Source organism: Pseudomonas sp. FA-1 (assembly GCF_056856075.1).
Window position 1 is genome coordinate 43,614 of the sequence record NZ_JBWXTH010000001.1, and the last position, 14,512, is coordinate 58,125.

Below are 14,512 nucleotides of genomic sequence, written 5' to 3' on the forward strand. Positions count from 1 at the left end.
GATTCGATCATCAGGAAGCAACTATGCATGTAGAAGGTTTTTTCGAGTGGCTGGGCCAGGCACTGGGGTCGTTGATCCGTTTCATCGTCGACGCATTGAGTGGCCTGTTCAACCTGCTGGCCAATGCCGGGGGCAATTTCATCGATGGTCTGGCACGCACACTGGGCATGGACACCTCGCTGGTCAGCATCCTGGCCCTGGTGGTCGGCCTGATGCTGCTCTACTCGGCGATCCGCGCCTTCATGCGCGCTTCGGTCATCCTCGGGATCGTCTGGTTGCTGCTGGGGTTGTGGGTGTTGAGCTGGGTGATCCACTGAAGCCTTTGCACATTCCCCTGTAGGAGCGGGTCGCCCCGCGATTGCGTCAGCCAGGTCGAGTGCGTTTGCCGACCTGGCGCAATCGCGGGGCAAGCCCGCTCCTACAGGGAGAAGCGCAACTTTATCTGCCGCGCACCACCATCTCTCCCTGCCCTTCTCCAACCGCCTGCAGGTTCGGCCGGTACATCGACTCCACCTGCGGCGGCGGCACGCGATAGATACCTGGCGTCACCGCGCGGGCCAGGTACAGCAGGTGCTGGGTGCCATAGCCATCGAGCTTGAGCGCCGCCACGTACCGGTCATCGCGGAACTCCTGATGCACCAGGTTGGCGTTCTGCATCGACTCTCGCCACGCCTTCACCGCACTGCTGGCATTGTCCAGGCTGGCCGCACTCTGGGCCAGGTTCTGGTTCTCCAACTCGAGGCCTGCCGGCAACAGGTCCACCACCAGGGCATCGGGCACCTGGGTATCGGCCTTCAGCGCCAGGTGCACCAGCACCAGATCGCCGCTGCGCAGGTTGCCTAGATCCAGCGGTTGGCCGTTCATGCCCAGGTACTCACGGCGCACCTGCATGCCGTTGCCCCCGGCCGGCGGTGCCTGGCGTGGGTAACCGGAGAGCGTCAGCTGTTGGTAGAGCGTCTCGCCGCCTTGGTTCTGCACGGTCAGCGGCGACCTCAACAGCGGCCCCGTAAGCTTCATGCCCGCCTCGGCATTGCTGAACTGACGGACCTCGCCGGCGCTGTCCAGGCGCGCTTGCCATTGGCCTTCTGGCTTGCCCAGCAAGCCACGGCCCGCCAGGAACAGGGCATTGCGCTCCTGGGTCGACAACCAGCGGTTGGCCGCCAACTCATCCGAGAGGGCGAACAGGCGCTGGTCGACCTGGTTGCTGGCCAGCGTGTTCTCCTGCAGCAATGCCAGGATCAGCGCCTGGTCGCGCAGCTCGCTGCCATAATCGGCCAGCCAGCCGTCGCCACGGCCGATACCCAGGCCGGCTTGCAAGGCCTGCTGGGCACGCGGCTTGTCGCCCATCTTGTCCAGTGCCACCGCCAGTTGCACCAGCGGCAGGCCGGAGCGGGCGTCGCTGCGACGCTCGAACAGGCTGCGCAGCGCACCCAACGGCGCCTGCTGGTTACGCGACAGTACCAGGCCCGCGTAGGCCTGCACGGCGAAACGGGTGTGGTCGGCGTTCTGGCTGTAGTCCACCTCGATCAGGTTGCGTTCCTGTAGGTAGCGCAGCAAGCGTTCATTGGCCTTCTTCAATGCCTCGGCGGGCACGCCGAAGCCTTGTTCGCGAGCCCGCAGCAGGAAGTCAGTGACATAGGCGGTGAGCCAGTATTCCTCTTCGCTGTCCGAACTCCACAGGCCGAAGCTGCCGTTGTAGCGCTGCATGCCCAGCAGGTGTTCGATGCCCATCTCGATCTTGCGCTTGCGCACCTCGGCCGGCTCACCCTTGATTCCCAGGCGCTTCAGGCTTTCGGCATCGGCATAGAGCGACGGGTACAGGCCGCTGGTGGTCTGCTCCAGGCAGCCATAAGGGTAGGCTTCGAGCGCACGGATCTGCTCGGCCAGGTTCAGCGGTGGCCGGCTCGAGAGCACCAGGCTGGCCTCCAGGCCTGCTGGCTCGAACTCGGCCAGCTCGCTTTCCGGCAGGGTCCAGGGCTGGTCCTTCAAGGCGACCCGGTAGTGCTTGAGCATTGCCGGGTAGGCGGGGCGTACACCCAGGGTCCACTCACGCTCGAAGGCATTGTTCGGTTCACCCGGCAACTGCAAGCCGTCGACCCGCACCACTACCTTGCCCTGGCCAAGGCCGCCCTGGGCCTGTACGGGAATCATCAGCGTCTTGCGCTGGCCCTCGGCCAAGTTGACGCTCTGCTGCCCCTCACCGGCCAGGCCCAATTGGCCGGAGGCGCTGACCTGCACGTTCAGTTGCTGGGTACGGCCGGACAGGTTGGCCAGGTCAAGTGCCAGGCTGGTGCGGTCGCCACCGGCCAGGAAACGCGGAGCCGAGAGCTCGGCGATCAATGGCGCGGCGACCACGGTCTTGCCTTCGGCCATGCCGAAATGCTCGTCGGTCCAGGCCTGGGCCATCAGGCGCAGCTCACCGTTGAAGTCGGGGATGTCGACGCTCGCCTCACCCTCGCCCTGCTCGTTCAAGGTCACCGGCAGGCTTTGCTGGGCAACGATGGTCACCGTGGTGTTGGGGCGCTTTCCGCCCTTGGCCATGGCCGCGTCGCCACCGAAGGCCAGGCTGGCCAGGCGGCCCTGGCCGGCCTCGATCAGCTGGCCGTAGATATCCAGCTGGTCGGCGCCGTAGGCCTTGCGGCCGAACAGGCTGGCATACGGGTCCGGGGTCTTGAAATCGGTGATGTTGAGGATACCCACGTCCACCGCCGACAGCAGCACGTGCACCTGCTTCGGCACGCTGCCGTCGGCATTGGCGGCCTTGAACTTCACGGTCAATGGCTGCTTGGGCCGCATCTTCTCCGGCGCCTGCAGGGTCACCGCGAGCTTGCGCTCGGCACGGTCCAGCGGCAAGTGCAGCACACCCACGGCACGCCTGGGCGTGGCATTGGCCTTGCGCTCGCCGGGGCGGATCACCAGGGCGCTGATGTACAGGTCATGGCGTGCCCATTGCTCGTCCAGCTGCACGTCGAAGGTCTTGCCCTCGGCGGGCACTTCAATCTCCTGCCACCACAGTGGGCCGTCGCTGGATTCGATCATCAGGTAACCGCTGCCTGCGGCGGGCGGGGTGACCGTAACCTTGGCCGTGGCACCGTCGGTGTAGGCCGGTTTGTCCAGTGCCAGCTTGACCTGGTCCGGGCGCACCGCGCCGCCCTCGGCATTGTCCTGGGCGCGGTAGCCGGCCCAGAAGCGCGCGCTGGACACGAGCCCGGTCTGCGGATCTTCCACCTCGACGCGATACGGGCCCCATTCCACCTGGAAGTTCAGCTTGGCCGTGCCCCCGGCCTGGACGCTGACCGTTTCCTCGCTCTGGGTGAGGAATTTCTCGTTGTAGTTGTAGCTCCAGCCATCGCTGTCGGAATAGTTCCAGTAATAGTCGCGACGCTCGCGTACCAGGCGCACCTTGAGGTCGTCGGCAGCCAGCTTGCGGCCTTCGCGGTCGGCCACCAGCACTTCGAATGTCACTGGGCCGTCGCTGTCGGTTTCCTCGCCCTCGAACAGGCCACGCAGCCCAGGCAGGCGCTCGGCAGGCCAGATCGGCTGCTCCAGGCGTCGGGTGATCGGCCGGCCACCGGACTCCTGCAAACTGGCCTGCACGGTCAGTTGCAGCGGCGAACGGGCCTCGGCCCAGCGGCTCTCGATATCCAGGGTGGCCTTGCCGGCGTCGTCCAGGGTGACCTCGTCCAGCTCCAGGTCCTGGCTGAGTTCGGTCTCGGTGACCGAGCCGAACTGGTAGCCCGGCAACGCCGGCACCGCCTCGCGCAGCGGGCGCAGGTAGGCCTGGCCACTGAGGCGGTTGCCAGCGGCCGGAGCGCCATAGAGGTAGCGACCATTGACCTTGATATGCGCGGTTTGCTCGGGCGAGAGCGGCGTGCTGCTGCCCTTGAGCTCCAGAGCCAGGCGCTCGGGGAGGAAATCCTCGACCAGGAACTCATAGACCTGCTTGCGCCCACCGCCCAAGTCGAGCAGCAGTTGCCAGCGACCGGTCGGTGCCTCGCTCGCCAGTTGCAACTGGTACTGGAACAAGCCGTTGCGGTCGGCTTCCCAAACGAACTTGCGGCTGACCTGTTCATCTGGCCGGCGCACTTCCACGGTCACCGGCTGGGCCTTGACCGGCTTGCCGTCCTGGTCGCGCAACAGGCCGTTGAGCAGCACGGTCTCGCCCGGGCGGTACAGGTCACGCGGGCCAAAGATGAAGAACTGCAGGGGGTTGGCCTGGGGGCCGGTGATGTCGAACTCCGCCAGGTCCAGGGCCGCGGTGTTCAGGCGCAGCAAAGTGGTGTTCACGCCCTGGGTGGCGATCAGGGTGTCGGCCTTGGCGGTGATCGGCAGCCGCGCATGGCCCTGGCCGTCGGTTTCGGCCTGGGCCAGCAGCTTGCCCTTGTCGTCGTGCAGCGCGAGGTTGACGCCCTTGAGCGCCTTGCCGCCTTCCAGGGCCTGGGCGAACACATCCACCCGATCGCGGTAGCGGTGGGCGGAAACGCCGATGTCGCTGAGGGTGAACAGGGTTGCCGGTTGCGAATAGTCGTAGGTACCGGAGGCGCGCATCACCGCCAGGTACACGCCCGCCTCCTGCAGCGGCTTGATTCCGGCGATCGGCAGCAGCACGGTCTCACGAGTATTTCGCGCCGGGTTCAAGTCGAAGCGGCCGCTGTAGACCAGCTCGGCCATGTCCAGGGTTTCCTTGGATTGGTAGTAGTACAAGCTGCTGTTGCGGCCCCAGTTGACCAGGAAGCTGGAAAGCATGTCCGGCTTGATGCGGAAGAACTCCACATCGACCTTGTCGACGTTAAGAGCGATCACCGGCAGGCCTTCGGCCAGGCGGGTAGGCAGCAGCGAGCCGCGGCTGGCGAAGCCCACGGTCGGCTGCATGTCGCGGGTTTCCAGGCGGCTGACCGACTCGGCCTCCAGGCGCTTGCCGTTGACCGCCAACAAGCCCTTGTCAACGGTGAGCACCAGCTTGCGCTGCGGCTCCAGGTGACGCAGGCGCAGCTCCATCTGGTTGTCGGAGAGCTCCCAGGCACCATCGAGCTTGCCTTTAACCGTGTCGACCAGGTGCACCTTGGCAGCAAAGTCCTGCTCGGCATCCAGCGGCGCGGAGAAGCTGATCGACAAGGTGGCGGCGCCGTCGAGCTGGACTTCCGAGACATCCAGCACGCTCAGTTCGCGGTCGGCATAGCGCTTGGCCAGCACGGCCGGGTCTTCGCGCTTGGGCGCCGGGGTTTCGGCCGGTACGCTCGCGGCAGGCTTCTGGGCCGGTGCCGGGGTATCCGTGGAAGAGGTATCACAGGCACTGATCAAAGCCAGCGCACAGGCCAGTAACAATCCTTTGTTGAGCATGGGAGTGGGAACTCTCGGGCAGCGTGTCGATAAGGGCGCAACTATAGCGCACTGGCAGGCGGGCTACCTGCTGCCGAGTGAGACCTCGTTCGCGCTGGCCGCTAGAATGCCAGGCCAGCTGGCGGGGTTCCTGTGGGACCGCCGCACCGCCGCTCCCACAAAGACCGCAACGCTGCACCAGCGCATTGACCCCGGAGCCCGTATGTTGCAACTGACCACCGACTGGCACGATCGCCGTACCCACCGCAAGGTCTGGGCGCTGGCCGCACCGATGATTCTATCCAACATCTCGGTACCACTGGTGGCCCTGGTCGACAGCACCGTGATCGGCCACCTGCCCCATGCCCATCAACTGGGCGCCGTGGCGGTGGGGTCGACCTTGTTCACCTTCATGGTCGGGCTGATGGGTTTCCTGCGCATGGGCTCCACCGGTTTTGCCGCCCAGGCCGCCGGGCGCTCTGATGGCGCGGCGTTACGCCAGGTGCTGGTGCAGGGTTTGTTGCTGGCCCTGGCCTTCGCACTGCTGATCGGTCTGTTGGCGATTCCGTTCAGCCAATTGGCGTTGCAGGCGATACAACCGAGTGCGGCGCTGCACCAGTCCACCGAAGACTTCTTCCATACCCGCCTGCTAGGCCTGCCGGCGGCGCTGGCCAGCTACGCCCTGGTCGGCTGGTTCCTGGGCACCCAGAACGCCCGGGCGCCAATGGCGATCCTGCTGACGACCAACGTGCTGAACATCGTCCTCAACCTGTGGTTCGTGCTCGGGTTGGACTGGGGCGTGCTGGGCTCGGCACGGGCCTCGGTGATCGCCGAGTGGAGTGCCGCCCTGCTCGGCCTGGCCCTGACCCGTCCGGCCCTGCGTGCCTACCCGGGGCACATCGCCTGGGCCGCGCTCAGCCACTGGAAGTCGTGGCGGCCGCTGCTGGCGGTCAACCGCGACATCTTCCTGCGCAGCCTGGCGCTGCAGCTGGTGTTCCTCCTGGTAACCGTGCAGGGGGCTCGACTGGGCGAAGCCACGGTGGCGGCCAACGCTCTGCTGCTCAATGGCCTGATGCTCACCGCCTACGCCCTGGACGGCCTGGCCCATGCGGTCGAAGCCCTGTGCGGCCACGCCATCGGCGCCCGAGACCACCAGACCCTGCGCCGCTCGCTGGTGGTGGCCTGCGGCTGGTCGCTGATCGTCAGCCTGGGCTTTGCCGCGCTGTTCCTGCTCGCAGGGCATCTGTTCATCGACCTGCAGACCGACATCGACAGCGTGCGCATGGCGGCCTACCCGTTCCTCCCCTACCTGGCGGTATTGCCGTTGATCGCAGTGTGGAGCTACCTGCTCGACGGCCTGTTCATCGGCGCGACGCGGGCGCGGGAGATGCGCAATGCAATGTTGCTGTCGGTGGTGATCGCGCTGCCCTTGGCGCTGCTCATGAGTGGGCTCGGCAACCATGGGTTGTGGTTGGCGTTTCTGGCGTTCATGGGGTTGCGGGCGGTGACGCTGGGATGGGTGGGCTGGCGGTTGCAATCGAAGGGGCAGTGGGTTCGCTGAAGTTGAGGCCGTTTTGCGCCCTCACCTGCCAGGTCACAGCCAGACACAATCCCAATGGGGATACTCGCCAGCCCGCTTCACCAAACCCGCGCGAATGGGATTGGCGATGATGTATCGCGCAGCGGCCTTGACATCCTCATCCCTGCGCAATGCCCTGTCATGAAAACCAGACTGCCAGATACGCTGGCGATCTGCCCCCGCCCGATAGAGCGCACAACTGCTTCGGGATTTGAACGCACGCATCAGGTCGCTCAAACTACCTCGACCCAGCTCGACCAGCCAATGCAGGTGATCAGGCATCAGTGCCCATGCCAGAGATCGACAAGCGCCTTGCTGCTCACTCAAACGAAGTTGCCTGACGACTGCCCTGGCCAAACGCAGCTCGCTGAACAGCGGTGCGCGGTTGCGGGTAGCGGTTGTCAGCAGGTAGAGGCGACCAGCCTCGGAAAAACGCCCCCTGCGTAGGCGGTGGTTGCCTTGACCGTCCATGTCTTGCTCCCTTGAACATTGCATTCAAAGGTAGGCGCTTGAACCGGAGTGCCTGCAGGTAAAATGTTTCCGGTTGTGCGTTTGTGAGGGCTGCGCCCTCATTTCGCGGCACAAGGCCGCTCCTACAAAGGATCAAGCATCCCCTGTAGGAGCGGCCTTGTGCCGCGAAAGGGCCGCGAAGCGGCCCCAGGTTTATGACGAGAGGTACGACGAGCGGGTCAGCCCCAGACGCAACGCATCCAGGAACTGGGTACGCTCACGCGCCGTGATGCGAGCGCTGGCGACCTTGTCGCGGTAGTGCGTCATCAACTCCTCCGGCGACAGGTGCACGTAGCGCAGCATGTCCTCGATGGTGTCGTGGGTCTCGATGCCGGCGTGGTACACACTGCCATCGGCGTTCTGGTAGATGTTCACCGAATCGGTATCGCCGAACAGGTTGTGCATGTCGCCCAGAATTTCCTGGTAGGCACCGACCAGGAACACGCCCAGCAGGTAGTCCTCGCCTTCCTTGACCGCGTGCACCGGCATGCTGGTCTCGATGCTCTGCTCATCGACGTACTGGTTGATCTTGCCGTCGGAGTCGCAGGTCAGGTCCTGCAGCACGGCGCGGCGCATCGGCTCCTCATCCAGGCGGTGCAGCGGGATGATCGGCAGCACCTGGCCGATGGCCCAGGTGTCCGGCAGGCTCTGGAACACCGAGAAGTTGCAGATGTACTTGTCGGCCAGCTTGTCGTTGAGCTCGTCCAGCACCTGGCGGTGCGAGCGCTGGCGGGCCTTGAGCGAGTTGTGCAGGCGGCGGCACACGGCGAAGTAGCACTGCTCGGCCAGGGCCTTCTCGGCCAGGCTGATCTTGCCATCGGCATACTGCGCGGCCACGTCCCCCATGTAATGGGTGGCGCGCCAGTAGGTCTCGGTGACCATTTCGATGTCGGTCGGGCCGAGCAGGTCGGCCAGCCACTGCACGGTTTCGGGCAGCGCTTGCTTATCCTCGATGGTCGGCACTTCGTCGTTGTGCTTCTCGACGTCGGTCACCTGAATCACCAGCATGGCGTGGTGCGCGGTCAGCGAGCGGCCGCTCTCGGAGAAGATATGCGGGTGCGGCAGGCCCTGGGCGTCGCAGAACTCCTTGAGCATGCCCACCACCACGCCGGCATAGTCGTCCATGTCGTAGTTGATGGAGCTGGCATTGCGCGAGTGGGTACCGTCGTAGTCCACGCCCAGGCCACCGCCGACGTCGATGTGATCGACCGGCAGGCCCAGGGCGCGCAGTTCGCCGTAGTAGCGGATCGCTTCCTTGAAACCGTGCTGGTAGTCGGCCAGGTTGGCGATCTGCGAACCCATGTGGAAGTGCAGCAGGCGGATGCCCTGGTCCAGGCCGGCATCGCGGAAGCGCTGCACCACCGAGATCAGCTGGGCGGCGGACAAGCCGAACTTGGACTTCTCGCCACCGGTATCGGCCCACTTGCTCGAGGCCAGCGACGACAGGCGCACGCGCAGGCCGACCTGCGGCTTGACCTTGAGCTCCGCGGCTTCCTCGATCACCAGGGCGACCTCGGACTCCTTCTCGATGACGATGAACACGTTGTGACCAAGCTTCTGGCCCATCAGCGCCAGGCGGATGAACTCGCGGTCCTTGTAGCCGTTGCAGACGATGGTGCCGCCCTTGGGCGCCAGCGCCAGTACCGCCAGCAGCTCGGGCTTGGAACCTGCCTCCAGGCCAATGGAGACGTTCTGGGTGGCGATGATGTTCTCCACCACCGCTTCCTGCTGGTTGACCTTGATCGGGTACAGGGCGGTGTATTTGCTCTGGTACTCCAGGCGCGCGATGTTGGCGTCGAACGCGCCGGTCAGCTGCCGCACGCGGTCTTGCAGGATGTCGGGGAAACGCACCAGCAGCGGTAGCGACAAGCCGCTCTGGCGCAGTTCGTCGACCTGCTCGTACAGGTCGATCGGTGCGCTCCCCGGGCCGTTGGGGCGCACTTCGACGCGCCCGGCCTCATTGATGGCGAAATAACCAGCGCCCCAATGGCGGATACCATAAACACTGCGGCTGTCGGCCACGGTCCATTGGCTGCCATCGTCTTTGCGTGTGCGTCGTACGGACATTCAAGTCCCCTGTAGATAAGTCGAAGACACTGCCCCACATGGGCGCGCAGGCAGTGTAGAAACCGAAAATGACGATTCGTCCGTGCCCAGGGTAGACCCCTGCCACGGGAACGAGTTTAGAAAGCACTGGGCAAAAAATCGCGCGAGCCGGATCAACCGCCGGATTTCTTCGCCTTGAAACCCTGCCTGGTCAACTCGCCGAGCAGCAGCTCGACATGGTCGCCCTGGATCTCGATGACCCCATCCTTCAGCGCGCCCCCGGTGCCGCAACGGCGCTTGAGGGTGCTGGCCAGCTCCTTGAGCTGGTCGAGGGGCAGCGGGACGCCACTGATGGTGGTCACGGTCTTGCCGCCACGGCCTTTGCTTTCGCGGCGCACGCGGGCAATACCATCACCTTCGGGGATGACCTGTTGCTTGCAGATGCAGGCGTCCACCGGCTTGCCGCAATCCGGGCAATGCCGACCGGCATCGGTGGAATAAACGAGACCGCCAAGGGCGGCGAAGGAAGAAGCTTTCTTGGCCACTTTTGTTCCTCTTGCTGAGGACAAAATACTGGTCGGCGCCTGGGGCCAGGGCCGACCGCGAAGCCCCACTCTGGCAGGGGCAGCGCTACTGCCGCAAGACCTGCGGCAGCCCGAAAAGGGCGCGCAGTGTAACGATAAATTTGGCTGTTGCTAAGTACTGGAATGCGGCATTTTGCGAATGTTTTGCGACCCCTCCGCGGGTAAACCCGCTCCCACAGGTACTGCGCAGGTTTCACGGCCTGCGAAATCCCTGTGGGGGCGGGTTTACCCGCGAAGGGGCCAGCACGGCCCACGCATCTATTTGAGGCTTGCTTTATACCGCTGCAACGCCGCCAACGAATCCGGGCAATAGGGCTCGCTCAGGCTTTCTCGTTCCGCCTGCTCCAAACCAATGAACCGCGCCTCGCTCACCTCTTCGGGCTGCAACCTGAGCGGCCCATCGGACACCGCCGAATACACCGCGCACCACAACCGGTTGCCTGGCTGGTCGAAATAGAACCGCTCGTGGAAACGCAACTCGACGCCCGCGATACCGAGTTCTTCGGCCAGCTCCCGGGCAGCCGACTCGGCGTAGCTCTCGCCCGCCGCCACCATACCGCCGGCGGCCACGTCCCAGTACCCCGGGTACAAGGCCTTGCTCAGCGTGCGCCGGTGTACGCACAGCTCACCGGCACCGTTGAACAACAGGATGAAGGTACAACGACCGATCAGGCCGAGTTCACGCAGCTCGGCCCGGGGCCGCACGCCAAGCAGCTGGTCGGCCTCGTCGACCCAGGCCACCAGTTCGCGGTCGGAGGCTGCGCGATGCGCGGCCTCCGCGGGGCTGATGGCCACCGTCAGCCCTGCGACAGCAGTTGGCGAAGGTCGATGACGGCGGCGTTGGCGCGGGAAATGTAGTTGGCCATGACCAGCGAGTGGTTGGCCCACATGCCAAAGCCGCTGCCGTTGAGCACCATCGGGCTCCACAGCGCTTCCTGGGACGCCTCCAGCTCACGGATAATCTGCCGCACGCTGACCGTGGCGTTCTTCTTCGCCAGTACATCGGCGAAGTCCACCTCGATGGCGCGCAGCAGGTGCGACAAGGCCCAGGCCTGGCCACGGGCCTCGTAGAACACGTTGTCGATCTGCAGCCACGGCGTTTCCACCAGCTCCTCGTCCACTTGTGGCGCCTGGCCGGCGACCACCGACTCGGTCTTCAGGGTGCTGTTGAGCTTGACCCGGCCCACGCTGGCCGAAAGGCGCTGGGAAAGCGAGCCCAAGCGGGTGGCCACGTCACCCAGCCAGTTGTTCAGGTTGTCCGCGCGGGTATAGAAGATCGCGCCCTGGTCACCGGCGGCCAGGCGCTTCTGGTAACGGGTCAGGGACTTGATGCCTTCCTCGAACTCCGACTCGCTCGAGGGCAGGATCCAGCTCTTGTTGTCGAAGTTGAAGCGCGGCTCGGCCTTGGCCAGGTCCGCGTCCTCGGTGGACTGCGACTGGGAGCGGGCGAAGTCCTTGCGCAGGGCACGGGACAGGTCGCGCACCTGGACCAGCACGCCGTATTCCCAGCTCGGCATGTTGTCCATCCACAACCCTGGTGGGAAGCGGTCGTTGGAGATGTAGCCGCCCGGCTTGGTCAGCAGGGTATTGGCGACGCTCTTGAGGGTCTCGATGGTGGTGTAGCCGACCACCATCTGCTGGCCGCTCTGCTCGGCGGCAGCCTGGGCGCTCTGCTGCACCGGGAACAGGTCCGGCTCCTGGCTCCAGTACCACCCCAGGCCGATGCACACCAGCAGGTACAGGCCGATCAGGGTACCCAATGCGCGGCTCCACAGCCCGCCCAGGTAGCTACGGGTGGCGGCACCACGGGCGTCGACACGCTCGCGAGGCTCGGCTTTGGCCTCGCGGTTTTTCCAGTCCAGCATGGCGTTGTCCTTATCAGTCTCGACAGTTCAGGGGCTTGGACCACCAGCCCCAGCCAGGGTGCCACGGCAAGCCCGCGTGGCAGCACTATAAAGCAGACACCGCCTTACGCATAAGCGACCAATGGGTCGACAACTGAATATTCATCCTTACGAACTTTGTTGATATAGGACACACGGGCACCGGGAAGCGGTGCTAGCATAGAGCCAGCATTGCACCTGCATAACCCTCCAACAAGCAGCCAGGACATGACCCAGCCAGCCGAGTCGAGCCATGAGCGCCTCCAGCAGCACCGCCTGATGCAACGCCTCCTGCGCACCGGCCTGCGCAAGGGCGACCCGCTCGACCACATGGCCCTGCCGCCCTTGCGCAAACCGGTGTACATCCTGCTTCAGGAACATGACCGCGCCGAGCGGCTGGCCCAGCAACTGGAATTCTTCGGCCTGCCTGCACAAGCCCTGCCCAGTGCCGAGGCCTTTGGCACCGCGATGAACGACCGCCCGCCATGCGCCATCGTCATGGACGTCGACTTCACCGGCAAAGGCCAGGGCCTGAACCTGGCGACCCAAGCCCTGCTCGGTAGCGAACCGCAGGTTGCGCTATTGTTTTTCAGCCACCTCGAGGCCGACACCCCTACCCGTCTGGCCGCTGTGCGCGCCGGCGGCCAGGAATTCCTCACCGGCCCCCTGGATGCCTCGAGCCTGCTGGAGAAAGTCGAGCTGTTGACCAATGTCACCCAGTACGACCCGCTACGTGTGCTGATCGTCGATGACTCGCGGGCCCAGGCCATGTTCACCGAGCGCCTGCTCAACGGCGCTGGCATGATCACCCGCACCCTCACCGACCCGATCCGCACCATGGCCGAACTGGCCGACTTCCAGCCCGACCTGGTGATCCTGGACATGTACATGCCGGCCTGCACCGGCACCGAGCTGGCCAAGGTGATTCGCCACAACGACCGCTACGTCAGCGTGCCGATCATCTACCTCTCCGCCGAAGATGACCTGGACAAGCAGCTGGACGCCATGAGCGAGGGCGGCGACGATTTCCTGACCAAACCGATCCGCTCCCGACACCTGATCACCACAGTGCGCAACCGGGCCGCCCGCGCTCGCCACCTCAAGGCCCGCATGGTGCGCGACAGTCTCACCGGCCTGTACAACCACACCCATATCCTCCAGCTCCTTGAAGATTGCAGCTTTCGCGCTCGCCGCGAGATGCAGCCGCTGAGCTTCGCCATGCTCGATATCGACCACTTCAAGAAGATCAACGACCGCCATGGCCACCCCATGGGCGACCGGGTGATCAAGAGCCTGGCGCTGTTCCTCAAGCAGCGCCTGCGCAAGACCGACTTCATCGGCCGCTATGGCGGCGAGGAATTCGCCATCGTGATGCCCGACACGCCGCTTGAGGCCGCGCACAAGGTCCTCGACGAGATTCGCCAGCGCTTCGCCGAGATCCTCTACCCGGCCCAACCCCATGACCTGCGCTGCACTTTCAGCGCAGGGGTGGTGCAACTGGACCACAGGCTCGATGCGCTGACCATGGCCAGCGCCGCCGACGAAGCGCTGTACCGGGCCAAGCATGCCGGGCGCAATTGCGTGATGCGTGTAGAACCCTGAGCCCCGTGAAGCTTCAATCGCCGGCAAGCCGGCTCCCACAGGTATGGCGGTGTCTTTGAAAACAGCGCAGAACAGGTGGGAGCCGGCTTGCCGGCGATTGGACCAATACAGGCAAAACGCCACTTTTTTCGCTCTCGGTCATCACCCGGTCACAAAACCGAAATAACTTCAGGCACCTACCGTTCCACCTCTATTGCTGGAAGTTCACGGCTATGCGCCTGAAGTGGCTGACCAATTTCAATACCCTGCTGCTGGTAACTGTCTGCATCGCACTGGGCGCGACCCTGTGGTGGTCGCAGCGCGCACTGGAGCGCCCCTATCAACTGATGGAACGCTACCTGGGCCTCTCCCAGCAGTTCCAGAACGATGCGGTGCGCAACATCCAGGCCTACCTGGCCAGCGGCGACGCCCTGCGGCACGCTGCAGCCACCGAGGCCACCCAAGCGCTGCAAGTAGCGCTCGCCGACTGGCCGGCGAACCTGGCCGAAACGCTACGCCCCAGCCTGGACGACCTGCAGGCCTTCACCGCCAACGAACTGCTCGCCGCCGGCAAGCTGGCCGGCGACCCGCAGGCTTTACTGTTGCAGGCTGAACGCGAGCTGGGCGCCCATTTCGAGCAACTGGCCGAGTATGCCCGCAACAGCGACAACCCGGACGCTGCCCGCTACCTGGCACCCTTGCTGGACGCTTCGGTACACCTGGGGCGCCTGTCGCTGGCCCGTGGCAAGCTGGTCGCCAGCGGCCGCGCGGAGCTTGCCGAGGAAGTCGAGCGCGAACTGCAGCTGATTCGGGCACAGGCCCAGGTGGTCGATGGGCTGCCGTTGCTCGGCGTGACCCGTGCCACCGAATCCAACGCCGACGATTTCGCCGCGCTGATGGGCCTGGATACCCAAACCAGCGCCCAGCAGGAAGATGTCGCGGTAAGCCTCAAGCGCGAACTGCAGAGCCTGCTGGCGCGCTACCCGGCCGAGCTGCAACGAACCCGCGAG

Annotated in this window: 9 protein-coding genes; 3 read left to right on the forward strand and 6 right to left on the reverse strand. The window is 64.9% G+C overall.

The genetic code is table 11. The features are described 5' to 3' along the window. The first annotated feature begins 23 nt into the window (after positions 1–23). Positions 24–317 (forward strand): hypothetical protein, encoded by a 294-nt coding sequence (locus AC1MHZ_RS00215; protein ID WP_084858744.1) that lies wholly within the window; start codon positions 24–26, stop codon positions 315–317. Positions 318–438: 121 nt separating this feature from the next. On the opposite strand, the gene AC1MHZ_RS00220 is transcribed toward AC1MHZ_RS00215, so the two are convergent. Continuing rightward, positions 439–5,340: an alpha-2-macroglobulin family protein gene (locus AC1MHZ_RS00220; RefSeq protein WP_482965914.1), complete on the reverse strand. Its 4,902-nt coding sequence runs from the start codon at positions 5,338–5,340 to the stop codon at positions 439–441. A 202-nt stretch (positions 5,341–5,542) separates the two neighbouring features. Between AC1MHZ_RS00220 and AC1MHZ_RS00225 the strand changes: the two genes are divergently transcribed. Further along, positions 5,543–6,880, forward strand: coding sequence for an MATE family efflux transporter (locus tag AC1MHZ_RS00225; protein ID WP_482965915.1), 1,338 nt, complete (start codon positions 5,543–5,545; stop codon positions 6,878–6,880). 33 nt (positions 6,881–6,913) lie between these two features. Here AC1MHZ_RS00225 and AC1MHZ_RS00230 read toward each other — a convergent pair whose 3' ends face one another. The 5 genes from AC1MHZ_RS00230 to AC1MHZ_RS00250 all read right to left on the reverse strand — a co-directional run bounded on the left by AC1MHZ_RS00230 (position 6,914) and on the right by AC1MHZ_RS00250 (position 11,903). Continuing rightward, positions 6,914–7,369, reverse strand: a complete 456-nt coding sequence (locus AC1MHZ_RS00230) for an REP-associated tyrosine transposase (protein ID WP_482965916.1) — start codon at positions 7,367–7,369, stop codon at positions 6,914–6,916. 192 nt (positions 7,370–7,561) lie between these two features. Beyond that, positions 7,562–9,475 (reverse strand): arginine decarboxylase, encoded by a 1,914-nt coding sequence (gene speA, locus AC1MHZ_RS00235; RefSeq protein ID WP_084858748.1) that lies wholly within the window; start codon positions 9,473–9,475, stop codon positions 7,562–7,564. 152 nt (positions 9,476–9,627) lie between these two features. After that, entirely contained in the window at positions 9,628–9,999 is a 372-nt protein-coding gene (locus AC1MHZ_RS00240) for a translation initiation factor Sui1 (RefSeq protein ID WP_084858749.1), read from the reverse strand. A 297-nt stretch (positions 10,000–10,296) separates the two neighbouring features. Further along, positions 10,297–10,833: an NUDIX hydrolase gene (locus AC1MHZ_RS00245; protein ID WP_324817699.1), complete on the reverse strand. Its 537-nt coding sequence runs from the start codon at positions 10,831–10,833 to the stop codon at positions 10,297–10,299. Positions 10,834–10,835: 2 nt separating this feature from the next. Then, positions 10,836–11,903 (reverse strand): DUF2333 family protein, encoded by a 1,068-nt coding sequence (locus AC1MHZ_RS00250; RefSeq protein ID WP_224457033.1) that lies wholly within the window; start codon positions 11,901–11,903, stop codon positions 10,836–10,838. A gap of 246 nt (positions 11,904–12,149) precedes the next feature. Between AC1MHZ_RS00250 and AC1MHZ_RS00255 the strand changes: the two genes are divergently transcribed. Further along, positions 12,150–13,523: a diguanylate cyclase gene (locus AC1MHZ_RS00255; RefSeq protein WP_084858752.1), complete on the forward strand. Its 1,374-nt coding sequence runs from the start codon at positions 12,150–12,152 to the stop codon at positions 13,521–13,523. Positions 13,524–14,512 lie beyond the last annotated feature (989 nt).

Excerpts from the sequence above, each read along its gene's own strand:
- AC1MHZ_RS00220 (WP_482965914.1), bottom strand. The coding sequence starts at position 5,340 with ATGCTCAACAAAGGATTGTTACTGGCCTGTGCGCTGGCTTTGATCAGT.
- speA (WP_084858748.1), bottom strand. The coding sequence starts at position 9,475 with ATGTCCGTACGACGCACACGCAAAGACGATGGCAGCCAATGGACCGTG.
- AC1MHZ_RS00215 (WP_084858744.1), top strand. The coding sequence starts at position 24 with ATGCATGTAGAAGGTTTTTTCGAGTGGCTGGGCCAGGCACTGGGGTCG.
- AC1MHZ_RS00255 (WP_084858752.1), top strand. The coding sequence starts at position 12,150 with ATGACCCAGCCAGCCGAGTCGAGCCATGAGCGCCTCCAGCAGCACCGC.
- AC1MHZ_RS00225 (WP_482965915.1), top strand. The coding sequence starts at position 5,543 with ATGTTGCAACTGACCACCGACTGGCACGATCGCCGTACCCACCGCAAG.
- AC1MHZ_RS00250 (WP_224457033.1), bottom strand. The coding sequence starts at position 11,903 with ATGCTGGACTGGAAAAACCGCGAGGCCAAAGCCGAGCCTCGCGAGCGT.
- AC1MHZ_RS00230 (WP_482965916.1), bottom strand. The coding sequence starts at position 7,369 with ATGGACGGTCAAGGCAACCACCGCCTACGCAGGGGGCGTTTTTCCGAG.